This is a genomic window from Burkholderia sp. Bp9015 (assembly GCF_003853505.1).
Classification (GTDB): domain Bacteria; phylum Pseudomonadota; class Gammaproteobacteria; order Burkholderiales; family Burkholderiaceae; genus Burkholderia.
Genome location: NZ_QTPZ01000003.1, coordinates 283,880 through 306,792, shown reverse-complemented (window position 1 = coordinate 306,792; position 22,913 = coordinate 283,880). Strand labels below are relative to the sequence as shown.

The following is a 22,913-nucleotide window of genomic DNA, read 5'->3' as shown; positions in this document are numbered from 1 at the left end:
GGCGCGCGGTGCGCGCCGTCGTCTTTCGTTGCGAACTGCCTTTCAAATACCGAGCGGCCGGGGACACCGGCCGCCTTCATGTCGCGCGACCGCAGCGCGCGGGACAAGCCCGCCGCGCCACGATTGCGCTTGTTGCGTGCGCGTCAGCGCGGACGGAATCCGTACAGGCCACCGTCCTTGGTCTGCACGACGAGCGTATTGCCCGCCAGGACCGGCGCCGCGGTAATCGCGCTGCCGTCCGTCTTCATCCGGGCGATGAAGCTGCCGTCCTCGCGCGACAGGAAGTGCACGAAGCCCTTGTAGTCGCCCATCACGACCGCATGGCCGAGCAGGTACGGCACGCCGACGTCGCGGCTCTTCAGCTTGTCGTTGCGCCAGAGCGGGTTGCCGCTCGCCGCGTCGTAGGCCGTGACGACCGACCAGTCGTCGCCGCCGGCGACGACCGAATCGTCCTGCGCGAGACCGCTGCGGCTCGAGAACGCCTTTTCCCACAGCGGACGGCCCGAGTTCGCGTCGAAGCAGCCGAGCTGGCCCTGGAACGTGACCGCGCACGCCTGGGCACCCACGAGCGTCGGCGGACCGCTGACGTCGTTGATGCGCTCGACTTCGGTCACGCCCTTCGGGAACGACACGGGCGTCTGCCAGAACGGCTCGCCCGTCTGCAGGTTGATCGCGACCAGACCGCCGCCGGGGAAGCCCGCCAGCACGGCCGCATCGCCCGCGAACGTCATGCCGGCCGACACGCGCAGGTTCAGCGGCACCGCGCGGTTGCGGTAGTTCCACTTCTGCTCGCCCGTCTGCCCGTTGAACGCGATCACCTGACCGTCGATCGTGCGCACGATCACGAGGCCGTTGCCGACCAGCGGCGGCGAGAAGATCTCGCCCTGCACGCTCGTCTTCCACAGCTGCTTGCCGTCCGGGCCGAGGACGAACACACCGCCCTTGAGCGCGCCGACGGCAGTCAGGTTGCCGTCGCTGCCGACCCCGGCCGACAGGTCCGAACCGACCTTCGAGCGCCACAGCGTCTGGCCCGTCTTCGCGTCGATCTTCTCGACCGAACCGTTCTCGCCCGCCGCGTAGACGGCGTCGCCCACGGCCACCGGCGAGAACAGGTAGCGCCCGCCCTTGCCGACGCTCGCCTTCCAGACCTGTTGCACGTCCAAGACGGGCTTGAACTCGGTGAGCGGCGTCGGCACGCGGCGCACGTCCTTCGACGACGAGCAGGCCGCCAATGCCAGGACAGCCGCCGCGCAGGCTACGGGCACAGCGTAACGTTTCAGCAAATTCATCGGTTAGCGAAGCAGAGTTAAGAGGTTGAGGGGGCTGCGATCAGCCGCCGAGCGCATCGAGCTTGAACTGCACGAGCTGGCGCGCGGACTGGTCGTCCTGCGACAGGCCGGCGAGCGCGAGCTTGTACGCGGCGCGCGCATCGTCGGTCTTGCCTTGCGCCGCGAGCAGATCGCCGCGGCGATCGGCCACGAGGCCCTTGAATGCATCCACCGGCGTGCCGGACAGCAGCGCGAGGCCCGCGTCGTACGCCTTCTCGTCGAGCAGCAGCGACGCGAGACGCAGCTTCGCGATCTGCTTGTACTCGTCGTCCTTGGCGTGATCGGCGGCCCATTGCAGCTGCGCCTTCGCGCCGGCGGCATCGCCGGCCGCGTACAACGTCTTCGCCGCCGTGAGCGCGGTCATCTGCGCATACGGCGTGCTGCCGAACTTGTCTTCCATGTCGGCGGCCGCACGGGCCATCGTCGCCTTGTCGTTCGCGGCAGCGGCCTTCTGCACCTGCTCGTACAACCCGGAAGCCTCGGCGGCCTGACGGCGCTGCCAGTAATTCCAGCCGTTGAAACCGGCCGCGACGACCAGCGCCGCGAGCACGATCCACGTCGTGAGGTTACCCCAGCGGGCCCACCACGCCTTCAGACTTTCAATCGATTCTTGTTCGTCGTGATAACTCATCGGCGAGCGATTCCTTCCATTTCAGGCTTTTCTTGTCGAGCGAATGCCAGCGCGATCAGTCGTCGCCGTCTTCGGCGGATGCAACCATCGCATTGATTAGGAATTCGGTCAAGCTTTCGACCGGTACGGTCTGCTGAACGTTCTTTTCCCCGTCCTCGCCCGCGCCGCGCAGCGCTTTCACGCCCACCGTGCCGTTCGCGACCTCTTCTTCGCCGAAGATCACCGCGAACGCGGCACCGCTCGCATCGGCCCGCTTCATCTGCGACTTGAAGCTTGCCGGGCCGCCGTCGGCGCTGCAGTGGAAAATCACGTCGAGGCCCGTATCGCGCAGGCGCTCGGCCGCGATGAACGCCTGTTCGCGCGCCGTCTCGCCCTGGTGCACCACGTACACGTCGACACCTTCCTGCTCGGGCGCGAGATCCTCTTCCTTCAGCAGTTCGAGAATGCGCTCGATGCCCATCGCCCAGCCGCACGCGGCGGTCGGCTTGCCGCCGAGCTGCTCGATCAGCGGATCGTAGCGGCCGCCCGCCGCGACCGTGCCCTGCGCGCCGAGCTTGTCGGTCACCCACTCGAACACGGTCAGGTTGTAGTAGTCGAGGCCGCGCACGAGACGCGGGTTGATCTTGAACGGGATGTTGTTCGCGAGCAGCAGGCGCTGCAGCCCTTCGAAGTGGGCACGCGACTCGTCGCCGAGGAAGTCGATCAGCTTCGGCGCGTTCTGCGCGATTTCCTGCAGCGCCGGGTTCTTCGTGTCGAGCACGCGCAGCGGGTTAGTATACAGGCGACGCTTCGCGTCCTCATCCAGCACGTCGGCGAACTGCTCGAGATACTTGATCAGTTCGACGCGGTGCGCGGCACGCTCTTCGGCGAGGCCGAGCGAGTTGATCTCGAGCTTGATGCCGGTCAGGCCGAGGTCGTCCCACAGGCGCTGGCACATCATGATGATCTCGGCATCCGCATCCGGGCCCGCGAAGCCGAGCGCCTCGACGCCGACCTGGTGGAACTGGCGGTAGCGACCGCGCTGCGGACGCTCGTGACGAAACATCGGGCCGATGTACCACAGGCGCTTCGGGCCGTCGTACAGCATGTTGTGCTCGATCGACGCGCGCACGACCGCCGCGGTGTTCTCCGGGCGCATCGTCAGGTTCTCGCCGTTCAGCGCATCGGTGAAGCTGTACATCTCCTTCTCGACGATGTCCGTGACTTCGCCGATGCCGCGCGTGAAGAGCTGCGTGTGTTCGACGATCGGCGTGCGGATGTTCTGGTAGCCGTACGCGCGCAGCAGCGATTTCACGGTAGCTTCGAAGAACTCCCAGAGGCCGGCATCCTGCGGGAGGATGTCGTTCATGCCCTTGACGCCGGTGAGCTTCTCGATCTTGCGTTTCTGTTCAGTCATCGTTCGTGTGTGTGGACGAATTTAGTTCAGGGCCTCGGTACGGCCGTAATTGCGTGCGACGTAGTCGCTGACGATCTGCTGGAATTCCTCGGCGATCCGCTCGCCGCGCAGCGTCTTGACCTTCTCGCCGTCGATGAAGACGGGCGCGGCCGGGTTCTCGCCCGAACCCGGCAGGCTGATGCCGATGTTCGCGTGCTTCGATTCGCCCGGGCCGTTGACGATGCAGCCCATCACCGCGACGTTCATCTTCTCGACACCCGGATATTCCTTGCGCCAGACCGGCATCTGCTCGCGCAGGTAGGTCTGGATCTGCATCGCGAGTTCCTGGAACAGCGTACTCGTCGTGCGGCCGCAGCCCGGGCATGCGATCACCATCGGCGCGAACGAGCGCAGGCCCATCGTCTGCAGGATTTCCTGGCCGACGATCACTTCGCCGGTGCGCGACGCGCCCGGTTCCGGCGTCAGCGAAATGCGGATCGTGTCACCGATCCCTTCCTGCAGCAGCACGCCGAGCGCGGCCGTCGACGCGACGATGCCCTTCGAGCCCATGCCGGCCTCGGTCAGCCCGAGATGCAGCGCGAAGCCGCAGCGGCGGCCGAGTTCGCGGTACACCGCGATCAGGTCCTGCACGCCGCTGACCTTGCATGACAGCACGATGCGATCGCGGCCGAGGCCCAGCTCGACCGCGCGCTCGGCCGAGCCGATCGCCGACTGGATCAGCGCTTCGTACATCACGCTCTGCGCATCCCACGGCTGCGAGCGCGCGCCGTTCTCGTCCATCATGCGCGCGAGCAGGTCCTGGTCGAGGCTGCCCCAGTTCACGCCGATCCGCACCGGCTTGTCGTACTTCGCCGCGGCTTCGATCATCTGCGCGAACTGCGTGTCGCGCTTCGCGCCCTGGCCGACGTTGCCCGGGTTGATCCGGTACTTCGACAGCGACTCCGCGCAGCCCGGGTAGTCGCGCAGCAGCAGGTGGCCGTTGTAGTGGAAATCGCCGACGAGCGGGACGGTCACGCCCATCCGGTCGAGCTGCTCGCGGATCGCCGGCACGGCGGCCGCGGCCTCCGGCGTATTGACCGTGATGCGCACCAGTTCGGAGCCCGCGTTCGCGAGTTCCTTGATCTGGATCGCCGTGCCGATCGCGTCGGCCGTGTCGGTATTCGTCATCGACTGCACGCGCACCGGCGCATCACCGCCGATTGTCACGAGCTGCCCGCCCCAACGAACATCCACCGCATGCGACACGCGACGCGGCTGATGCCCGCCGAACACCGGCTCGGTTGAACAAATCTGACTGCTGCGTGGGGATTGAGCTTCGGATTGCATCGATAGATCCATTTACGCGGAATGCGCCGCGAGGCGGCGCATGAATTGAAAAAGCGCCGTGCCCTCGCGGCCTGTCCGGGACAGGCCTGCGCCACGGCGCTTGACGTCAGGGCAGCGTGAACCGCGCCACGTTACCCCGCGCTGCCGAATATTTTGCCGGATCGACCGGCTTTCCGTCGAACGCGACCGTATCAAGGCCTGCCTTGTTGCCGATCGTGACCTTGAACGGACCGTCGCCGGCGACCTGCTTCGTCTCGCCGGCCCGCACCAGCGCCGAGAACAGTTCCTTGCCGCTCTTGTCGCGCACGCTGAACCAGCAATCCTGCTTGACCTTCAGTTCGACCATCGACTGGCCTGCCGCGACCACGACGCTCGCGGGCTGGGCCGGCACGGCCGCGCTGCTCGCCGCGGCCGGCGCGACGACCGGTTGCGACGCGGGCACGGCGGCCGTCGGGGCCGAGGCCGGAGCCGGAGCAGCCGACGCAACGGCCTGCGGCGCCACGGCGGATGCCGCAACCTGCGCCGGGGCTTCGTTGACGGCTGCCGCCGACGCGCCGCCCGCGGCTGCCGCTTCGACGGAAGACGCCGCCGGCGCGCTGGCCGCCGACGCGTGTTCGGTACCGCCGCCCTTGAAGCGCGCGAGCCAGCTCGACGAATCGCCGCCAGTGTGCCACATGAGTACCGCGATCACCGCGACGACGACGATCGCCGTCCCCCACAGCCACGGATGATGGTGCGACGACCCGCCAAGCGGAATCGACACGCGGCCGCGCGGCAGATCCGTCCCCGACGACGCGGGCATCGACAGATCGACTTCCTGCACGCCACGCTCGCGGCGCAATGCATGGGCGAACGGCTCCGGATCGACGCCGAGCATCTTCGCGTAGCTGCGCACGACGCCGAGCGCGAACGTCACGCCGGGCAAATGGCTGATGTCGCCAGCCTCGAGCGCACGCAGCTTCTGCGGAGCGACCTTGAGCCGCGCCGACACGTCGTCGACCGTCCAGCCCTTCGCCTCCCGGAGCTGCGCCAGCCGGCTGCCGACGGCCGCCAGCGTTTCAAGCCCCGCCGGTGCCGGCTTCGCGGCATTCGTCTCTGCGCCGTTGGTCGGCTGCGGCTCACTCATCCTTGTCCTCGCGTCGATTCTTCTTCACTGGCGGGCGCCGCCGGCTCCCGCAACTGTCCATATCATGCGCGGCGCCGAGGCGCCGCGACCGATCGCTATTCGCGTGTTGTACCGCAAGAAGTCCAGGCATCCGCACCCATGCGGCCCCGACCAGGCGTCCCCGTCAGATCGCCCGAACTTCGATGATTTTTGCTGCTGCGCCCGTTCGCTCCGCCAGGCGCGTGCGGTCCTTCACGGCGCCGGCCAGCTGGCCGCACGCGGCGTCGATGTCGTCGCCGCGCGTCTTGCGCACGGTCGTGACGACACCCGCGTCGATGAGGACCTGTGCAAAGCGCTTGATCTGCTCCGGCTTCGAGCGGATGAGGCCCGATTCCGGAAACGGATTGAACGGGATCAGGTTGAACTTGCAGGGCACGTCACGCGTGACGGCCAGCAGTTCGCGCGCATGCGCTTCGGTGTCGTTGACGCCGTCGAGCATGCAGTATTCGAAAGTAATGAAGTCGCGCGGTGCGACTTTCAGATAGCGCTGGCACGCGGCCATCAGCTCGCGAAGCGGATGCTTCTTGTTGAGCGGCACCAGTTCGTCGCGCAGCGCATCGTTCGGCGCGTGCAGCGAAACGGCGAGCGCGACCGGCAATTCGGCGCCGAGGCGGTCCATCATCGGCACCACGCCGGACGTCGACAACGTGACGCGGCGGCGCGACAGGCCGTACGCGTTGTCGTCGAGCATCAGCCGCATCGCGGGCACGACCGCGCTGTAATTCAGCAGCGGCTCGCCCATGCCCATCATCACCACGTTGGTGACGACCCGTTCGGCCTTGCCGTTCGGACCGGGTGCGCGACCCAGCGACGCACGCAGCGCAAACTCGGCCATCCGGAGCTGACCGATGATTTCGGCTGTCGACAGGTTGCGGGAGAAGCCCTGCTTGCCCGTCGAGCAGAAGCGGCAGTTGACCGCGCACCCGGCCTGCGACGACACGCACAGCGTGCCGCGCGTCTCTTCCGGGATGAAAACGGTTTCGACCGCATTGCCGTTTCCGACGTCGATCAGCCACTTGCGCGTGCCGTCGGTGGAAACGTGATCGCTGACGATATCGGGCATCACGATCGACGCGCGGCCCTTGAGCTTTTCTCTCAGGGACTTCGCGAGATCGGTCATGCCGTCGAAATCGCCGGCGTTGTACTGATGGATCCAGCGCTGCAACTGCTTGGCGCGGAACGGCTTCTCGCCGAGGCTGCCGCAGTACGCGACAAGACCCTCGGCATCGAAGTCGAGAAGATTGACGGAAGTTTCGCTCGTCATGATGTGCTGCCTTGCCGCGTGCGCTGAATCCTGCCTACTTGTTGCCAGCCAGGGCTTAGCGCGAGTAGACGTTCATTTCCGGGAAGAAGAACGCGATTTCGACCGCGGCCGTTTCGGCAGCGTCCGAGCCGTGCACGGCGTTCGCGTCGATGCTGTCGGCGAAGTCGGCGCGGATCGTGCCCTTTTCCGCCTTCTTCGGATCCGTCGCGCCCATCAGGTCGCGGTTCTTCAGGATCGCGCCTTCACCTTCCAGAACCTGGATCATCACCGGGCCCGAGATCATGAAATCGACGAGGTCCTTGAAGAACGGACGTGCTGCGTGAACTGCGTAGAACTTCTCTGCGTCCGCACGCGACAGGTGTGCCATGCGCGATGCGACGATCTTCAGGCCGGCGCCTTCGAAACGGCTGTAGATCTGGCCGATCACGTTCTTTGCCACCGCATCCGGCTTGATGATCGACAGGGTGCGCTCGATTGCCATAAAAACTCCAAGAAATTAAGAAGTTACAGGTTCAAATGAATCCGCTATTGTAGCACGATCCCGTGTATCATTGCGATTGAACCCTTACACGAGTGAAAGGTTCCAAATCCATATGTTTTTTGCGCCGCCCGGCATTGAAACCTCGCGGCACGGAACGTATCTTAGCCATAGCTGCTCCGGTTTGCTGCGCCGCACACCGCGCGCGCCGAACCGGCCCCGGACGCCCATGCGTTCAATGTTAGGAGAAACCATGAACGACTATCCGTACAATTTCGGCCGCGGCGGCTCCGTCAGCACCGCGGAGGTTCGCAATCGCGTGCTGCGGAACACGTACTGGCTGCTCGCGCTGTCGATGGTGCCGACGGTGCTGGGGGCATGGGTCGGCGTCGCGACGGGATTCTCGCTGTTCGCGGCCACGAGCCCGATGATGAGCCTGCTCGCGTTCTTCGCAATCGCGTTCGGCTTCATGTTCGCGATCGAGCGGACGAAAAACAGCGCGGCCGGCGTGTTCGTGCTGCTCGGCTTCACGTTCTTCATGGGCCTGATGCTGTCGCGCCTGCTGAGCTTCATCCTCGGCTTCTCGAACGGCCCGTCGCTGATCATGCTCGCGTTCGGCGGCACCGGCATCATCTTCGCCGCGATGGCGACGATCGCCACGGTCAGCAAGCGCGACTTCTCCGGGCTCGGCAAATGGCTGTTCATGGGCGTGATCGTGATCCTGCTGGCGTCGGTCGCGAACATCTTCCTGCAACTGCCGGCGCTGATGCTCACCGTGTCGGTGCTCGCGATCGCGATCTTCTCGGCCTACATGCTGTTCGACGTCCAGCGTGTCGTGAACGGCGGCGAGACGAACTACATCTCGGCCACGCTCGCGATCTACCTCGACCTGTACAACGTGTTCACGAACCTGCTCGCGCTGCTCGGCATCTTCGGCGGCAACCGCAACTGACGTTCGCCGTACCCGATGAAAAAACCGGCCCTCGGGCCGGTTTTTTTACGTCCGCCGCCCGCTCAGTCGCGCTCGAACAGCGCGATCGATTCGACGTGCGACGTATTCGGGAACATGTTCACGACGCCGGCGCCCTTCAGCCGGTAGCCGGCCTCGTGCACGAGTAGGCCTGCGTCGCGCGCGAGCGTCGACGGGTTGCACGACACGTAGACGATGCGCTTCGGCAGCGGGCCTTCGCCGCTCTGCGCGATTTCGGCCAGCGCCTTCGACACCGCGAGCGCGCCTTCGCGCGGCGGGTCGATCAGGAACTTGTCGAAGGCGCCGAGCGCACGCAGGTCGTCGCCCGTCACCTCGAACAGGTTCCGGCACGCGAACGTCGTATGGCCGTCGACGCCGTTCTCGCGCGCATTCGCGAGCGCGCGAGTCGTCAACGTCTCGCTGCCTTCGATGCCCATCACCTCGCGCGACAGCCGCGCGAGCGGCAGCGTGAAGTTGCCGATCCCGCAGAACAGGTCGAGCACGCGATCGTCGCGCGACGGCGCGAGCAGGCGCAGCGCGCGACCCACCAGCACGCGGTTGATCTGATGGTTGACCTGCGTGAAGTCGGTCGGCTTGAACGGCATGCGGATGCCGAACTCAGGCAGCGTATAGTCGAGCGGCACGTCGAGCGGATAGAACGGCGTCACCGTGTCCGGGCCCTTCGGCTGCAGCCAGAACTGCACCTTGTGCTCGTCGGCGAACGCGCGCAGCAGCGCTTCGTCGTCCGCATTGATCGGCTCCAGCACGCGCAGCACCAGTGCCGTGACTTGCGAACCGACCGCGAGCTCGATCTGCGGCATCCGGTCACGGATCGACAGCCCCTCGACCAGCCGGCGCAGCGGCACGAGCATCGCCGACACGTGCGGCGGCAGCACTTCGCAGCTCGTCATGTCGGCGACATAGCTGCTCTTCTTTTCATGGAACCCGACCAGCACGCCGCCCTTCTTCGCGACGTTGCGCACGGTCAGGCGCGCACGGTACCGGTAGCCCCACGACGGGCCGTGGATCGGCGCGAACATCGTCTCGGCGCGCAGCTTCGACAGGTGCCACAGGTTGTCCTCGAGCACGCGCTGCTTGATCGCGACCTGCGCGCGCATGTCGAGGTGCTGCATCGAGCAGCCGCCGCAGGTGCCGAAGAATTTGCATTTCGGCTCCGTGCGCAGCACGCTCGGGCGCAGAACGTCGACAACGGTCGCCTGCTCGTAGCTCGGCTTGCGACGGTAGCTCGAATAGGTCACGCGCTCGCCGGGCAGCGCACCCTCGACGAAGATGACCTTGCCCGGCGTGCCGTCCTCGGTCGCCGTGCGGCCGACACCGCGCGCTTCCATGTCGAGCGATTCGATCTCGAGAACCGGGGCAGGCCCGGGCGCGACGGGCGCATTTTTCGATTTGCGCGCAGAAGTGGGGACGGCTTCGGACACCAGCTTTTCCTGACAAAACGTTGAAGAAGGCGAGATTGTAGACGACGAAAGCCCGCGTCGCCCGCTTTCGTGGCGCAAGCGTCAATACTGACGCCTCTGCCGCGCCGCGTCATGCGGGAACGACCTGCAGGCAGCCCGCCGCCGGCCCGCATGCGCGGCCTCTCGCGAGCTCAGCCGGCGGCACACGTTCTGCTCACAACAGACTCAGGAGACTCGGGAGAATCGACCATGCGACTGATCGACTGGAACATCCAATGGGGTCGGGACGCGGACGGCGTCGTCGACCTGCCGCGCACGATCGCCGCCGCTCGCCGGCTTGGCGACTTCGACGTGCTGTGCCTGCAGGAAGTCACGCGCGGTTTCGGCGCACTGCCCGGCCAGCCCGGCCCCGACCAGTTCGCCGAACTGGCGGCGTTGCTGCCCGGTTATGCGATCGTCGAAGCGGTCGGCGCCGACCTGCCGCCGCTCGAACCCGGCGCACCGCGCCGCCAGTTCGGCAATGCGGTCGCGACCCGGCTGCCGATCGGGCGCGTGCTGCGCCAATTGCTGCCGTGGCCGGCAGACGCCGACGCGCCTTCCATGCCGCGCGTCGCGCTCGACGTCGAACTGGTGTTACCGTCGGGTCGGCTGCGGGTCGTCACGACGCATCTGGAATTCTATTCGGCGCGCCAGCGACTCGCGCAGGTCGACGCATTGCGCGCCCGGCACCGCGAAGCGTGTGCGCATGCCGACCAGCCTGCGCCGGCCGAAAATGCCACGGGGCCGTTCAGCGAGACCGGCCAACCGCGTGATGCCATCCTCTGCGGCGACTTCAACAGCGCGTTCGGCAGCGACGCGTACCGGCGCATGCTCGAGCCGATCGCCGACGCACCGTCGTTCGTCGATGCGTGGATCGCCCGGCACCCGGGCCGCACGCCGCCGCCGACCGCCGGCGTCTACGACACTGCGCAATGGTCCGACGGGCCGCTCGCATGCGACTTCGTGTTCGTGACCGATACGCTGCTGCCGCACGTCACGCGCTGCGAAATCGACGGCGACGCGCGCGAATCGGATCACCAGCCGGTCGTGCTCGAACTCGATCGAAATTGATCGCGGCCGCCATGCGGGCCGCCCGCGTCACGCGTCGAAACCGGCCAGGTATTCGGCCCAGTGCGACGCGGGCTCCTGCGCGAGCGAATTCTTCACGAGCAGGATCTCGTCCGCATATTCGCTCGGCGTCAGGCCGCCGCGCATCAGCTGGAACCGGCAATACAGCAGGTAGGTATTGACGACGTCGGTTTCGCAATAGTTGCGGATTTCCTCGATCCGGCCATCCTGGAACGCCGGCCACACCTGGCTGCCGTCCATTCCGAGCTTGCCCGGGAAGCCGCACAGCTTCGCGAGCGCGTCGAGCGGCGCATTCGCGCGCGCCTGATACATCGCGAGCACGTCCATCAGGTCGGTGTGCCGCGAGTGATAACGCGAGATGTAGTTGTTCCACTTGAACTCGCGGTCGTCCTCGCCCAGATCCCAGTAGCGCGTCGCGGGGATCCCGTGTACGAGCGCTCGGTAATGGAGCACCGGCAGATCGAAGCCGCCGCCGTTCCACGACACGAGCTGCGGCGTGTATTTCTCGATCACGCGATAGAACGACTGGACCAGCGTCGCCTCATTGTCCTGCGGCGTGCCCAACGACCGAACGCGGAAACCGTTGTTGTCGCGGAACACGCAGGAAATCGCCGCGATGCGCTGCAGGTGATGCGGCAGGAAATCGCTGCCGGTCTTCTCGCGGCGCGCGGCGAACGCATGTTCGGCCACCGCGGCATCGTCCAGCGTCGCGGGCAGGTCTTCAAGACGGCGAATGCCGTCGACATCGGGAATGGTCTCGATGTCAAAAACGAGAATCGGTGTCATCAGTTACAGAACGGCGTCCTTGCGCACGCCATTGGAGGCAAAGAACCGCTTGAGGCGCACCAGCGCTTCCTGCTGGATCTGCCGCACGCGCTCGCGCGTGAGCCCCATCTCGTCGGCCAGCTCCTCGAGCGTGGCCGGTTCGATGTGGTTCAGGCCGAAGCGGCGCTCGATCACGTGCCGATGCTTGTCCGACAGCCGCGACAGCCATGCGCGCGTGAGCGTCTCGAGTTCGCGGTGCTGCACCTCCGCGTCGGGCGACTGGCTCTGGTCGTCGGGCAGCAGATCGAGCAGGCTGCTCGCGGGATCGAGATCGAGCGGCGCGTCGAGCGACGCGGTGTGCTCGTTGAGCGCGAGGATGTCGGTGACTTCCTCGGCGGTCTTGCCGGTGAGATAGGCGATGTCGTCGATGCTGGCTTCACGGCGCTCGGCCGCCTCGCCCGTCGACATCGAATTCTTTTCGAGGTGGCGCTTCGCGCGCAGCACCTGGTTCAGTTCGCGGATCACGTGCACGGGCAGACGCACGGTGCGAGCCTGGTTCATGATCGCCCGTTCGATGCTCTGCCGGATCCACCACGTCGCGTAGGTCGAGAACCGAAAGCCACGCGTCGGATCGAATTTCTCGATCGCGTGCATCAGGCCGAGGTTGCCCTCCTCGATCAGGTCGAGCAGCGGCACGCCGCGGTTCAGGTAACCCTTCGCGATACTGACGACGAGACGCAGGTTGCGCTCGATCATCACCTGCCGCGCCTCGAATTCGCCGGCCTTCGCAAGACGCGAATAGCGCTGCTCCTCCTCGACGGTCAGGAGCGGCTTCACGCTGATACGGTTCAGGTAATGCTGGATCGTGTCGGCCGTGAGTTCGGCCTGCAGCAATGCGCGGAAATCGTCGACGTCGGGCGCGGCTTCCGCCCGGCCTTCGTGCTCGTCGTCGCCGTCCGCTTCGGCGTCGCGTGCCTCGAGATCACGTTCGTTTTCCGCGACGTCGTCTTCGTCGTCCGTCGAAGCGCCAGCTCGCTCCACCGATGCTTGCGTGGCACGACTGATCTTCTCAGATTCGGCTTGCGGCTCGTGGCGCTTCGATTTCGGCATGGTCGTCTCGGTTATTGAGGCGGCAAATACTTCAGCGGATCGACAGGTTTACCCTGCCGGCGAACCTCGAAATGCAGCATCACGCGGTCGGCATCGCTGTTACCCATCTCGGCGATCTTCTGCCCCTTCGTTACCGCGTCCCCCTCTTTTACCATCAAAGCGCGATTGTGTGCATACGCCGTGAGGTAAGTTGCATCGTGTTTGATGATAATGAGGTTGCCATAGCCACGCAGGCCGTTGCCCGAGTAGACGACGCGGCCGTCGGCCGCCGCCTTCACGGCCTCGCCGGACGTGCCGCCGATATTGACGCCCTTGTTCTTCGCGTCGTCGAAACCGTTCAGCACCGGACCGCGCACGGGCCATGCGAACGTCACGGGGCCGCTCGGCGCGGCTGCCGTGTCGCTCGATGCGGCGGCAGCCGGCGGCGTGCTCGCGGACGACGAGCCCGCGGCCGGCGTCGCGGGACCGCTGCTGAGCGGCGCGGTCGCGACGGCGGCGCCGGTGATCGGTGCGGCAGCCGGCGAGCCGGCAAGCGCGGCACCGCCCGGCGGCGCGACACGCAGCAGCTGGTCGACTTCGATCTGATTCGGGTTCGCCAGGTTGTTCCAGGTGGCGATGTCGCGATAGTTCTGCCCGTTCTCGAGCGCGATCCGGTACAGCGTATCGCCCGGTTTCACACGGTAGAAGCCGGGCGGCGGCGGGCCGAGCGGCACTGCCGGCTGCGCGGCGGCGGTCGTGCCGAGCGATCCGGAGCGGTCGACGACGGGCGCGTTGTCGAGCCGCGTCGCACAGGCGGCCAGCAGCGTGGAGAACGCAGCCACACAGATCGCGCGCTGGGCGAACGTGAGCGGTTCCCTGGTTCGGTTGTTTTGCATCGCGCGCAACATACTCATCGGTTTCAAATCACTCCGGATTTTAAAGGGACAAAGAAAACGCGATCAAGCCGGGACTCCCGCCATTGCGCGTGCGCGACGCGCTCGACGAGCGTGAGCACCTGGGGCTGCCCGCTCTGCGCGCCGACCGGCGCGACGAGCCGCCCGCCGATCGCGAGCTGCTCGAGCAGCGCCTGCGGCACGTCGAGCCCCGCCGCCGCGATCACGATCGCGTCGAACGGGCCCGCGGACGGCAGGCCGACACGCCCGTCGCCGTAATGCAGACGGATGTTCGGCACACGCAGCGGCCGCAGGTTCAGCTTCGCGCGCTCGTAGAGCGGCTTGATGCGCTCAATCGAATACACGTCGCGTGCCACGTGACTCAGCACCGCGGCCTGGTAGCCGCAACCGGTGCCGATCTCGAGGACGCGCTCGAGCGTGCGGCCGGCCATCGCGAGCTCGATCATGCGCGCGACGACCGACGGCTTTGAAATCGTTTGCTGGTGGCCGATCGGCAACGCGGCATCCTCATACGCCTGCGTCGCGAGCCCGGGATCCACGAACAGGTGGCGCGGCACCGCGGCCATCGCATCCAGCACGCGCGCGTCGGTCACGCCGTTCGCGCGCAGGCGTTCGACCATGCGCTCGCGCACACGTTCCGACGTCAACGCGAATGCACCGGCCGGCGCGACGCTCGGCGCCGCCGGCTTCGGCATCGCGGGCTTCAGCGCGGTCGGCTTCGGTGCGCTCGCCGGCTTCGCGGCGGCCGCACCAGGCACCGTGCGGGCGACGCCCGCCTTCACCGCCACCGGCTTCAGCACGGCAGCGGGCTTGTCGACGGCCTTCGGCACCGCGCTCGCCGCATGGCGTTCACCGGCCCGGCCCTCCGATTTGCGTGGCGCTCGCTTGAGATCTTCGAGCGCGAGCGGGAACCGCTTCGCGCGCTCGCCGCTCATGAAGCCCGCCCTCCTGCGCGCGCCCATTCGCGCGTTGCAGGCAGCATTTGCGTATGCGTGAGATCGAGCTGCAGCGGCGTGATCGAGACGAAACCGTTTGCGACGGCGTGGAAATCGGTGCCTTCGCTCGCGTCCAGCGCCGCACCCGCGGCGCCGATCCAGTAGACCGGCTCGCCGCGCGGGTCGGTCTGGCGAATCACCGGCTGGGACGGGTGACGCTTGCCGAGGCGCGTGACCTGCCAGCCTTTCAGTTCGTCGTACGGCAGATTCGGAATATTGACGTTCAGCAGCGGCTGACCGGGCAGCGGATGCGCGAGAAAGTGCTCGACGATTTCCGCGGCGACGCGCGCCGCATCCGCCAGATGCGCCCAGCCCTTGTCGGCCAGCGAAAACGCGATGGCCGGCACGCCGAACATGATGCCTTCGGTGGCGGCCGCAACTGTCCCTGAATAGAGCGTGTCTTCGCCCATGTTCTGGCCGTTGTTGATCCCGGACACGACGAGGTCGGGCCGCGCGTCGGCCATCCCGGTCAGCGCGACGTGCACCGAATCGGTCGGTGTGCCGTTCACGTAGAAGAAACCCGTATTCGTCGCGCGCTGCACCGACAGCGGCCGCGACAGCGTCAGGGAATTCGACGCGCCGCTGCAATTCTGCTCGGGCGCGATCACCGTGAGGTCGGCAAGCGGCTGCAGCGCGTCGCTGAGCGCGGCGAGACCGGGGGCGAGATAGCCGTCGTCGTTGCTGAGTAGGATTCGCATCCGGCGATTGTAACCGAGGAAAGATGGCGCGAGAGCGACAGTCCGGCGGGTGCGGACAGGCCCGCACGCACGACGCGCGCGCGGTGCGCCGTCGCATCGCGCGGCGGCGTTTGCAGGTTCGGGAAAACGCGGTGCCGCCCGGTTTTTCCCCTCGAAGGGCCGCCGTGACGAGATGCCCGTTCGGCAAACCTGACGCGCAGCGCCGAGTGCGCGGCGCTCAGATCGCGCCGGCCTCGCGCAGCGCGGCGATCGCCTGCGCGTCGTAGCCGAGACTGTGCAGCACCTCGTCCGTATGCTCGCCGAGTTCCGGCCCGAGCCAGCGTGTTTCGCCCGGCGTGCCGGACAGCTTCGGCGTGATGTTCGGCAGCGGAATGTCGGTGCCGTCGGCCAGCTTGAAACGCTGGATCATCTGCCGCGCGATGAACTGCGGATCGGTGAACATGTCGGCGGCGCTGTAGATGCGCCCGGCCGGCACGTCGGCCGCGTTGAGCACCGCCAGCGCGTCGTCGATCGTGCGCGGCGCGAGCCAAGCGGCGATCGCGTCGTCGATCTCCTGCGTGCGCGGCACGCGGCCGTCGTTGCGAGCGAGCGCGGGATCGTCGGCGAGGTCGTCGCGTTCGATCGCCTTCATCAGCCGCTTGAAGATCGGGTCGCTGTTGCCGCCGATCACGATGCTGCCGTCGCGGCACGCGTAGGTGTTCGACGGCACGATGCCCGGCAGCGACGCGCCGGTGCGCTCGCGCACCATCCCGTACACGCCGTACTCGGGCACCACGCTTTCCATCATGTTGAACACCGCTTCGTACAGCGCAACGTCGACCACTTGCCCCGCACCGCCATTCACGTTGCGGTGGTGGAGCGCCATCATCGCACCGATCACGCCGTGCAGCGCGGCGATCGAGTCGCCGATCGAGATGCCGATGCGCGGCGGCGGCAAATCGGGATAGCCGGTGATGTGGCGCAAGCCGCCCATCGATTCGGCGATCGCGCCGAAGCCGGGCCTGTCGCGGTACGGGCCGGTCTGCCCGTAACCGGACAGGCGCACCATCACGAGCCCGGGGTTGTCAGCCGACAGCACGTCGTAGCCGAGCCCGAGCTTCTCGAGCAGGCCCGGGCGGAAGTTTTCGATCACGATGTCGGCCTCGCGCGCGAGTTGCCGCGCGATCGTCTTGCCGGCATCGGATTTCAGGTTGAGGGTGACCGATTTCTTGTTGCGTGCCTGGACCGACCACCACAGCGACGTGCCACCCTGCTCCGGATGCAGCTTGCGCCACTTGCGCAACGGGTCGCCGCCGTTCGGATCCTCGATCTTGATCACTTCCGCGCCGAATTCGGCAAAGAGGCGCGACGCGAACGGCCCCGCGATCAGCGTCCCGAATTCGAGCACTTTGACGCCCGCGAGCGGGCCCTGGCTGGTGCTCATGTGTCTCCCTGGCATGAGGAACGGCGCCGCCGGCCGGCGGCGCCCGGCTTACATCGTGCGGCGGTCGAGCATCGCGCGGGCGATGGTGCCCGCGTCGACGTACTCGAGTTCGCCGCCCACCGGCACGCCGCGCGCGAGGCGCGTGACCGCGAGCCCGCGCGCCTTCAGCGTCTGGCCGAGGTAGTGCGCGGTGGCTTCGCCCTCGTTCGTGAAGTTGGTCGCGAGCACGACCTCCTTGACGACACCGTCGGACGCACGCCGCACGAGGCGGTCGAAATGGATTTCCTTCGGGCCGATCCCGTCGAGCGGGCTCAGCCGCCCCATCAGCACGAAATACAGCCCGCGGTACGTCATCGTCTGCTCGAGCATGATCTGGTCGGCCGGCGTCTCGACGACGCACAGCAGCGTCGGATCACGCTCCTCGTCGCTGCACACCTCGCAGATCTGCGCCTCCGTGAAGGTATTGCACTTCTCGCAGTGCTGCAGGTGCTCGGTCGCGAACAGCAACGACCGGCCGAGCCGTTCCGCGCCCTCCCGATCGTGCTGCATCAGGTGGTACGCCATGCGTTGCGCGGATTTCGGCCCGACGCCGGGCAATACGCGCAACGCTTCGACGAGCGCGGACAGGGCGGACGGCTGTTTCATACGGCGGCTGAAAGCTGAACGGAGGCTGCGCTCAGAACGGCAGCTTGAAACCCGGGGGCAGCGGCAGGCCCGACGTCATGCCGCTCATCTTTTCCTGCGACGTCGCTTCGGCCTTGCGCACCGCATCGTTGAACGCGGCCGCGACCAGATCCTCGAGCATGTCCTTGTCGTCCGCCAGCAGGCTCGGGTCGATCGCCACGCGACGCACTTCGTTGCGGCAGGTCATCGTCACCTTGACGAGGCCGGCACCCGACTGCCCTTCGACTTCGATCTGCGCAAGCTGCTCCTGCATCTTCTTCATGTTTTCCTGCATTTGCTGCGCTTGCTTCATCAGTCCGGCGAGGTTGCCTTTCAACATGGGAATACTCCTTCTTGATCGTGTGAAAACCGGCACGCGGCGCGTGCCGGTCAATGTGTGCGGGCGTGATTGTGCCTGTCGCAGTGCGATTCGTTCAATGCAGCGTCGGCGGCGTGCCGTCCGGCGCCGGATCGGCGAGCGGCCGCACCGAGCCTTCGACGATACGCGCGCCGAAGTCACGCACGAGCTGCTGGACGAACGGATCGCCATGGATGTCCTGCTCTGCCTCGCGCTGGCGTGCCGCACGTGCAGCCGCATCGAGTGCCGCCGCGGTGCGCCGCGCGGGCCCGACCTCGACCGCGACCTCGACGGCCTTGCCGAGCGCATCGGCCAGGGCCGCCTTCAGTTTCGCGACCTGGGCGGCGTCCGCATACTGCGGCACCGGCACGGACAGTTTCAACGTCGTCGCGTCGACGGCCGTCAGCTCGCTGTTGAATGCAAGCTGATACGCGACGCCCTTCAGCGGCAACCGCGCGGCCAGCGCCGGCCATTCGCCGTCGAAGCCGACCGGGTCGAGCGCGATCGCGGGCGGCAGCGGGCGCGTGTCGACCGGCGCGGACGGACGGGACTCCACTGCCTTCGGCGCAATGCGCACGTCGTCGGGGCCGCTGTCGAACACGGGCACGAAGCCGTCGTCCGCCGCACCGCCGAACATCTCGTCGGCGCTGAGCGGCACATATTCGTCCGGCGGAATGTCTTCCCACGGCGGCGGGGCCTGGCGCGTGTCGGCAACCTGCGGCGCGCGGGCCGCCGCGCGCGGCGTCGGTACCTGCACGGCAGGACGCGATGCCGCCGGCTTTTCGACGGCCGGCTGGGCCGCCGCCGGCTTGGGCGCGGCGCCCGCACGCGCGCGGTCGGACGACACGCGCATGCCGGCGTTGCGCAGCACGTCGAGTGCGGCAGCTGCACCGCCGCGGGCAGACGGGCGCGCGGCGGGTTCGGCCGGCGCAGCACGCGGCGCCGGTTCGGCAGGCAGCGCAGGTTCGTCGTTGCGCTTGGCGGCGGCAACCGGCGGTTCAGGTTCGTTGCGGACAGCCGGCGGTGCATCGCTCGGCGGTACCGCCTGAGGTGCCGGGATCGCTTGCGGCTGCGGTGCGGCCGGCGCTGCGGTCGCAGCCGATGTTGCCGCGGATGCAGATTCAGATGCCGGTGTCGAAACAGCCTTCACTGCCGGCGCAATCGCCGCATCGTCGGACTGGACCGCTGCCGGACGCGCAGCGGGCGCAGCCGCTTGCGGACGTGCGGCCGCCACGGCTGCCGGCTGCGGCGCCGACGACTTGGGTGCCGCAGCCGACGCAACGGCAGCGGCCGCACGCGGCGCGGATGCTGGTGCAGGCACGGCACGCGGCACGGCAGGCTGACCTCCCGGCGCACTGCCGGCGCCGACGACCGGCTCGAACGCGAGCATCCGCAGCAACGTCATGGTGAAGCCGGCGTATTCGTCCGGCGCAAGGCCGAGCTCCGCGCGCCCGACCGTCGCGATCTGGTAGAACAGCTGAACCTGCTCGGGGCTCAGCGTCTCCGCGAAGCGGCGCAGATCGGCCGCTTCCGGCCATTCGTCGAGCACCGACCCCGGCGCGAACTGCGCCCAGGCGATCCGGTGCAGCAGGCTGGCGAGATCCTGCAGCGCGGTGGAAAAGGACAGGCTGCGCAGCGACATCTCGTCGGCGATCGCGAGGATCTCGGGGCCGGCGCCGGCCGCGAGCGCATCGAGCAGGCGCACCATGTAAGTCTGGTCGAGCGCGCCGAGCATGCCCGACACCGCCGATTCGGTCACTTCGTTCGCCGAGTACGCGATCGCCTGATCGGTCAGCGACAGCGCATCGCGCATGCTGCCCTGCGCGGCGCGCGCGAGCAGACGCAGCGCCTGCTGCTCGAACGAGATCTGCTCTTCGCCGAGGATCCGTTCGAGGTGCGACACGATGTGCCCGGCCGGCATCTGCTTCAGGTTGAACTGCAGGCAGCGCGACAGCACGGTGACGGGAATCTTTTGCGGATCGGTGGTCGCGAGGATGAACTTGACGTGCGGCGGCGGCTCCTCGAGCGTCTTCAGCATCGCGTTGAACGCGTGGTTCGTCAGCATGTGCACTTCGTCGATCATGTAGACCTTGAAGCGCGCATCGACGGGCGCGTACACCGCGCGCTCGAGCAGCGCGGCCATTTCGTCGACGCCGCGGTTGCTCGCGGCATCCATTTCGACGTAGTCGACGAAGCGGCCTTCGTCGATCTCGCGGCACGCGCGGCACACGCCGCACGGCTGCGACGTGACGCCGGTTTCACAGTTGAGCGCCTTCGCGAAGATCCGCGACAGCGTCGTCTTGCCGACGCCGCGGGTTCCGGTAAACAGATAGGCGTGATGGAGACGCCCGCCGTCGAGCGCGTGCGTGAGCGCCCTGACGACGTGCTCCTGGCCGACGAGCGAAGCGAAATCCTTCGGACGCCACTTGCGTGCGAGAACTTGATAGGTCATCGGGAAATTGTATCAGTAACGCTGCGTCGCGCCGACACGCGAAACGGTGCGGAAAACGGGCAAGACGCAGGTAAAGCGGAGAATGACGCAGAAATAAAAAACGCCCGGCGAACGGGGCGAGAGGAAAGGTGACGAGCCCGACCCTCGGCACTGGCAGAAAACGATTGTGGCTGCTTCGTTCCCGACCTGACCAGGTTCACCGCCCCACCATGCGAGGAGGCCCGTCACGGCATATTCTATCACCGCTTCCGGCCAAATGCGACCGTTTGTTCGCAACAATGCGCACGATCGAGCAAAGCGGCGCGCGTACGGGCTTGTCGATCCGGCGCGAACAGGTGGACAGATTCCGCGATGGAGACCGTGACTCTTGTATTTTGCGAGGCGGCCTCCACGTTCGGATCACAACGGTCGAACGGCGCGTCGTACCCCTACTCGCGTAGCGGCTACTATCGCCGCCCGCAGCAGATAGCAATTTAGGCTAATATGACGCCCGAACGACCCGCGAGCCGCGCCAAGCAGCGCTTACGCCCCTCCTTCCGGGGAGCGGAGTGACCTGCCGCAGCGGCCGGCAGCCGACAGGCCGCCGGAGCGCCGCAACGCGCCAAGCAGGCAGTCCCCGAACCGTAAGAGGTATTGACCCAATGAGCGAACAGATCAAACACATCAGCGACGCATCGTTCGAACAGGACGTCGTCAAATCCGACAAGCCCGTGCTCGTCGACTTCTGGGCCGAATGGTGCGGCCCGTGCAAGATGATCGCCCCGATCCTCGACGAAGTCGCGAAGGACTACGGCGACAAGCTGCAGATCGCGAAGATCAACGTCGACGACAACCAGGCAACGCCTGCGAAGTTCGGCGTGCGCGGCATCCCGACGCTGATCCTGTTCAAGAACGGCGCGGCGGCCGCACAGAAGGTCGGTGCGCTGTCGAAGTCGCAACTCACCGCATTCCTGGACAGCCACCTGTAATACCGGCCGTTCCGCGGACGTGTTGTCAACCGACAACACGTCCCCCGTCAAGCCGCCGATCGGCCGCTCAGGCGCGAATCGGCGTATGCTAGAATCAAAAAACGTCTACAAGACGCATTAAGTCTCAGAGCGCCTCCGCTCGCCCCTCCTCCCTTATTTCTTTTCGTCGCTTCTCCTCCCTGGCGGGTTCTCCGTATGCATTTATCCGAGCTCAAGTCTCTGCACGTGTCCGAACTGATCGAAATGGCCAATGGCCTGGAGATCGAAAACGCGAACCGCCTGCGCAAGCAGGAGCTGATGTTCGCCATTCTCAAAAAGCGCGCCAAGACGGGAGAGACGATCTTCGGCGACGGTACGCTCGAAGTGCTGCCGGACGGCTTCGGCTTCCTGCGCTCGCCGGAAATGTCGTACCTCGCGAGCACCGACGACATCTACATCAGCCCGTCGCAGATCCGCCGCTTCAACCTGCACACCGGCGACACCATCGAAGGTGAAGTCCGCACGCCGAAGGACGGCGAGCGCTACTTCGCGCTGGTGAAGGTCGACAAAGTCAACGGGCAGCCGCCCGAGGCCTCGAAACACAAGATCATGTTCGAGAACCTCACGCCGCTGCACCCGAACAAGCCGCTGTCGCTCGAACGCGAAATGCGCGGCGAAGAAAACGTCACGGGCCGCATCATCGACATGATCGCGCCGATCGGCAAGGGCCAGCGCGGCCTGCTCGTCGCGTCGCCGAAGTCGGGCAAGACCGTGATGCTCCAGCACATCGCACACGCGATCAAGCAGAACCATCCGGACGTCATCCTGTTCGTGCTGCTGATCGACGAGCGCCCCGAAGAAGTGACCGAAATGCAGCGCTCGGTCGCCGGCGAAGTGATCGCATCGACCTTCGACGAACCGGCCACGCGTCACGTGCAGGTCGCCGAAATGGTGATCGAGAAGGCCAAGCGCCTCGTCGAAATGAAGCACGACGTCGTGATCCTGCTCGACTCGATCACGCGTCTCGCCCGCGCCTACAACACCGTGATCCCGGCGTCGGGCAAGGTGCTGACGGGCGGTGTCGACGCGAACGCGCTGCAGCGCCCGAAGCGCTTCTTCGGTGCCGCGCGCAACATCGAGGAAGGCGGCTCGCTGACGATCATCGGCACCGCGCTGATCGAGACCGGCAGCCGCATGGACGACGTGATCTACGAAGAGTTCAAGGGCACCGGCAACATGGAAGTGCACCTCGAGCGCCGTCTCGCGGAAAAGCGCGTCTATCCGTCGATCAACCTGAACAAGTCGGGCACGCGCCGCGAAGAAATGCTGATCAAGCCCGAGATCCTGCAAAAGATCTGGGTGCTGCGCAAGTTCATCCACGACATGGACGAAGTCGAGGCGATGGAGTTCCTGCTCGACAAGATCCGCCAGACGAAGAGCAATTCCGAGTTCTTCGACCTGATGCGCCGCGGCGGCTGATCGCCCTCGCCCCGCACCGAACG

General features: G+C 66.6%; 21 protein-coding genes and 1 other RNA gene. 4 read left to right on the top strand and 18 right to left on the bottom strand.

All coding sequences use genetic code 11. The annotated features are described in order from the left end of the window. Positions 1-143: 143 nt before the first annotated feature. The 7 genes from bamB to ndk all read right to left on the bottom strand — a co-directional run bounded on the left by bamB (position 144) and on the right by ndk (position 7,591). Positions 144-1,289 carry an outer membrane protein assembly factor BamB gene (bamB, locus tag DIE12_RS05880; RefSeq protein ID WP_124486302.1) on the bottom strand — a complete coding sequence of 382 codons (1,146 nt, stop codon included), beginning with the start codon at positions 1,287-1,289 and terminating at the stop codon, positions 144-146. Between the two features lie 40 nt (positions 1,290-1,329). Next, positions 1,330-1,959, bottom strand: coding sequence for a tetratricopeptide repeat protein (locus DIE12_RS05875; protein ID WP_044848983.1), 630 nt, complete (start codon positions 1,957-1,959; stop codon positions 1,330-1,332). Positions 1,960-2,014: 55 nt separating this feature from the next. Next, entirely contained in the window at positions 2,015-3,355 is a 1,341-nt protein-coding gene (hisS, locus tag DIE12_RS05870; protein WP_044848982.1) for a histidine--tRNA ligase, read from the bottom strand. Between the two features lie 21 nt (positions 3,356-3,376). Continuing rightward, entirely contained in the window at positions 3,377-4,681 is a 1,305-nt protein-coding gene (gene ispG, locus DIE12_RS05865) for a flavodoxin-dependent (E)-4-hydroxy-3-methylbut-2-enyl-diphosphate synthase (RefSeq protein WP_027787235.1), read from the bottom strand. 106 nt (positions 4,682-4,787) lie between these two features. Beyond that, positions 4,788-5,807 (bottom strand): helix-turn-helix domain-containing protein, encoded by a 1,020-nt coding sequence (locus tag DIE12_RS05860; protein ID WP_124486301.1) that lies wholly within the window; start codon positions 5,805-5,807, stop codon positions 4,788-4,790. A 163-nt stretch (positions 5,808-5,970) separates the two neighbouring features. After that, positions 5,971-7,110, bottom strand: coding sequence for a 23S rRNA (adenine(2503)-C(2))-methyltransferase RlmN (gene rlmN, locus DIE12_RS05855; RefSeq protein WP_044848980.1), 1,140 nt, complete (start codon positions 7,108-7,110; stop codon positions 5,971-5,973). Positions 7,111-7,165: 55 nt separating this feature from the next. Continuing rightward, positions 7,166-7,591: a nucleoside-diphosphate kinase gene (ndk, locus tag DIE12_RS05850; protein ID WP_006478674.1), complete on the bottom strand. Its 426-nt coding sequence runs from the start codon at positions 7,589-7,591 to the stop codon at positions 7,166-7,168. 250 nt (positions 7,592-7,841) lie between these two features. Here ndk and DIE12_RS05845 point away from each other — a divergent pair, with 250 nt between their 5' ends. After that, positions 7,842-8,540: a Bax inhibitor-1/YccA family protein gene (locus DIE12_RS05845; RefSeq protein WP_006761414.1), complete on the top strand. Its 699-nt coding sequence runs from the start codon at positions 7,842-7,844 to the stop codon at positions 8,538-8,540. 62 nt (positions 8,541-8,602) lie between these two features. On the opposite strand, the gene rlmD is transcribed toward DIE12_RS05845, so the two are convergent. Next, entirely contained in the window at positions 8,603-10,000 is a 1,398-nt protein-coding gene (gene rlmD / locus DIE12_RS05840; RefSeq protein ID WP_124520222.1) for a 23S rRNA (uracil(1939)-C(5))-methyltransferase RlmD, read from the bottom strand. 228 nt (positions 10,001-10,228) lie between these two features. Between rlmD and DIE12_RS05835 the strand changes: the two genes are divergently transcribed. Continuing rightward, complete coding sequence (locus tag DIE12_RS05835) at positions 10,229-11,089, top strand: endonuclease/exonuclease/phosphatase family protein (RefSeq protein WP_124520220.1); 861 nt, start codon at positions 10,229-10,231, stop codon at positions 11,087-11,089. A gap of 27 nt (positions 11,090-11,116) precedes the next feature. On the opposite strand, the gene DIE12_RS05830 is transcribed toward DIE12_RS05835, so the two are convergent. The 10 genes from DIE12_RS05830 to ffs all read right to left on the bottom strand — a co-directional run bounded on the left by DIE12_RS05830 (position 11,117) and on the right by ffs (position 20,690). Continuing rightward, positions 11,117-11,893, bottom strand: coding sequence for a 3'-5' exonuclease (locus DIE12_RS05830; protein WP_044848977.1), 777 nt, complete (start codon positions 11,891-11,893; stop codon positions 11,117-11,119). Between the two features lie 3 nt (positions 11,894-11,896). Further along, a complete protein-coding gene (gene rpoS, locus DIE12_RS05825; RefSeq protein ID WP_040144287.1) occupies positions 11,897-12,982 on the bottom strand; it encodes an RNA polymerase sigma factor RpoS in 1,086 nt (361 codons plus the stop codon). Between the two features lie 11 nt (positions 12,983-12,993). Then, entirely contained in the window at positions 12,994-13,875 is an 882-nt protein-coding gene (locus tag DIE12_RS05820; protein ID WP_044848976.1) for a peptidoglycan DD-metalloendopeptidase family protein, read from the bottom strand. A gap of 5 nt (positions 13,876-13,880) precedes the next feature. Further along, the gene (locus DIE12_RS05815; protein WP_044848975.1) at positions 13,881-14,810 is read right to left on the bottom strand and encodes a protein-L-isoaspartate(D-aspartate) O-methyltransferase; all 930 of its coding nucleotides are present in this window, start codon (positions 14,808-14,810) and stop codon (positions 13,881-13,883) included. Continuing rightward, positions 14,807-15,568 carry a 5'/3'-nucleotidase SurE gene (gene surE / locus DIE12_RS05810; RefSeq protein WP_124486298.1) on the bottom strand — a complete coding sequence of 254 codons (762 nt, stop codon included), beginning with the start codon at positions 15,566-15,568 and terminating at the stop codon, positions 14,807-14,809. The genes DIE12_RS05815 and surE overlap by 4 nt, the downstream gene beginning before the upstream one ends. A gap of 217 nt (positions 15,569-15,785) precedes the next feature. Next, positions 15,786-16,991: a CaiB/BaiF CoA-transferase family protein gene (locus DIE12_RS05805; protein WP_124520219.1), complete on the bottom strand. Its 1,206-nt coding sequence runs from the start codon at positions 16,989-16,991 to the stop codon at positions 15,786-15,788. A 48-nt stretch (positions 16,992-17,039) separates the two neighbouring features. After that, positions 17,040-17,636 (bottom strand): recombination mediator RecR, encoded by a 597-nt coding sequence (gene recR / locus DIE12_RS05800; RefSeq protein WP_044847271.1) that lies wholly within the window; start codon positions 17,634-17,636, stop codon positions 17,040-17,042. Between the two features lie 31 nt (positions 17,637-17,667). Continuing rightward, complete coding sequence (locus tag DIE12_RS05795) at positions 17,668-17,994, bottom strand: YbaB/EbfC family nucleoid-associated protein (protein ID WP_006755698.1); 327 nt, start codon at positions 17,992-17,994, stop codon at positions 17,668-17,670. Between the two features lie 94 nt (positions 17,995-18,088). Then, positions 18,089-20,464, bottom strand: a complete 2,376-nt coding sequence (locus DIE12_RS05790) for a DNA polymerase III subunit gamma/tau (protein ID WP_124520217.1) — start codon at positions 20,462-20,464, stop codon at positions 18,089-18,091. A 127-nt stretch (positions 20,465-20,591) separates the two neighbouring features. Next, an RNA gene (ffs, locus tag DIE12_RS05785) (signal recognition particle sRNA small type) lies at positions 20,592-20,690 on the bottom strand. A gap of 415 nt (positions 20,691-21,105) precedes the next feature. On the opposite strand from ffs, the gene trxA reads away from it, so the two are divergent. Further along, positions 21,106-21,432 (top strand): thioredoxin TrxA, encoded by a 327-nt coding sequence (trxA, locus tag DIE12_RS05780; RefSeq protein ID WP_006402348.1) that lies wholly within the window; start codon positions 21,106-21,108, stop codon positions 21,430-21,432. A gap of 195 nt (positions 21,433-21,627) precedes the next feature. Then, a complete protein-coding gene (gene rho, locus DIE12_RS05775; RefSeq protein ID WP_006478662.1) occupies positions 21,628-22,890 on the top strand; it encodes a transcription termination factor Rho in 1,263 nt (420 codons plus the stop codon). Positions 22,891-22,913 lie beyond the last annotated feature (23 nt).

What these genes read in the sequence shown, in the direction of transcription:
- bamB (WP_124486302.1), bottom strand. Translation starts at nt 1,289, where the DNA reads ATGAATTTGCTGAAACGTTACGCTGTGCCCGTAGCCTGCGCGGCGGCT.
- DIE12_RS05875 (WP_044848983.1), bottom strand. Translation starts at nt 1,959, where the DNA reads ATGAGTTATCACGACGAACAAGAATCGATTGAAAGTCTGAAGGCGTGG.
- hisS (WP_044848982.1), bottom strand. Translation starts at nt 3,355, where the DNA reads ATGACTGAACAGAAACGCAAGATCGAGAAGCTCACCGGCGTCAAGGGC.
- ispG (WP_027787235.1), bottom strand. Translation starts at nt 4,681, where the DNA reads ATGCAATCCGAAGCTCAATCCCCACGCAGCAGTCAGATTTGTTCAACC.
- DIE12_RS05860 (WP_124486301.1), bottom strand. Translation starts at nt 5,807, where the DNA reads ATGAGTGAGCCGCAGCCGACCAACGGCGCAGAGACGAATGCCGCGAAG.
- rlmN (WP_044848980.1), bottom strand. Translation starts at nt 7,110, where the DNA reads ATGACGAGCGAAACTTCCGTCAATCTTCTCGACTTCGATGCCGAGGGT.
- ndk (WP_006478674.1), bottom strand. Translation starts at nt 7,591, where the DNA reads ATGGCAATCGAGCGCACCCTGTCGATCATCAAGCCGGATGCGGTGGCA.
- DIE12_RS05845 (WP_006761414.1), top strand. Translation starts at nt 7,842, where the DNA reads ATGAACGACTATCCGTACAATTTCGGCCGCGGCGGCTCCGTCAGCACC.
- DIE12_RS05835 (WP_124520220.1), top strand. Translation starts at nt 10,229, where the DNA reads ATGCGACTGATCGACTGGAACATCCAATGGGGTCGGGACGCGGACGGC.
- DIE12_RS05830 (WP_044848977.1), bottom strand. Translation starts at nt 11,893, where the DNA reads ATGACACCGATTCTCGTTTTTGACATCGAGACCATTCCCGATGTCGAC.
- rpoS (WP_040144287.1), bottom strand. Translation starts at nt 12,982, where the DNA reads ATGCCGAAATCGAAGCGCCACGAGCCGCAAGCCGAATCTGAGAAGATC.
- DIE12_RS05820 (WP_044848976.1), bottom strand. Translation starts at nt 13,875, where the DNA reads ATGAGTATGTTGCGCGCGATGCAAAACAACCGAACCAGGGAACCGCTC.
- DIE12_RS05815 (WP_044848975.1), bottom strand. Translation starts at nt 14,810, where the DNA reads ATGAGCGGCGAGCGCGCGAAGCGGTTCCCGCTCGCGCTCGAAGATCTC.
- surE (WP_124486298.1), bottom strand. Translation starts at nt 15,568, where the DNA reads ATGCGAATCCTACTCAGCAACGACGACGGCTATCTCGCCCCCGGTCTC.
- DIE12_RS05805 (WP_124520219.1), bottom strand. Translation starts at nt 16,991, where the DNA reads ATGAGCACCAGCCAGGGCCCGCTCGCGGGCGTCAAAGTGCTCGAATTC.
- recR (WP_044847271.1), bottom strand. Translation starts at nt 17,636, where the DNA reads ATGAAACAGCCGTCCGCCCTGTCCGCGCTCGTCGAAGCGTTGCGCGTA.
- DIE12_RS05795 (WP_006755698.1), bottom strand. Translation starts at nt 17,994, where the DNA reads ATGTTGAAAGGCAACCTCGCCGGACTGATGAAGCAAGCGCAGCAAATG.
- DIE12_RS05790 (WP_124520217.1), bottom strand. Translation starts at nt 20,464, where the DNA reads ATGACCTATCAAGTTCTCGCACGCAAGTGGCGTCCGAAGGATTTCGCT.
- trxA (WP_006402348.1), top strand. Translation starts at nt 21,106, where the DNA reads ATGAGCGAACAGATCAAACACATCAGCGACGCATCGTTCGAACAGGAC.
- rho (WP_006478662.1), top strand. Translation starts at nt 21,628, where the DNA reads ATGCATTTATCCGAGCTCAAGTCTCTGCACGTGTCCGAACTGATCGAA.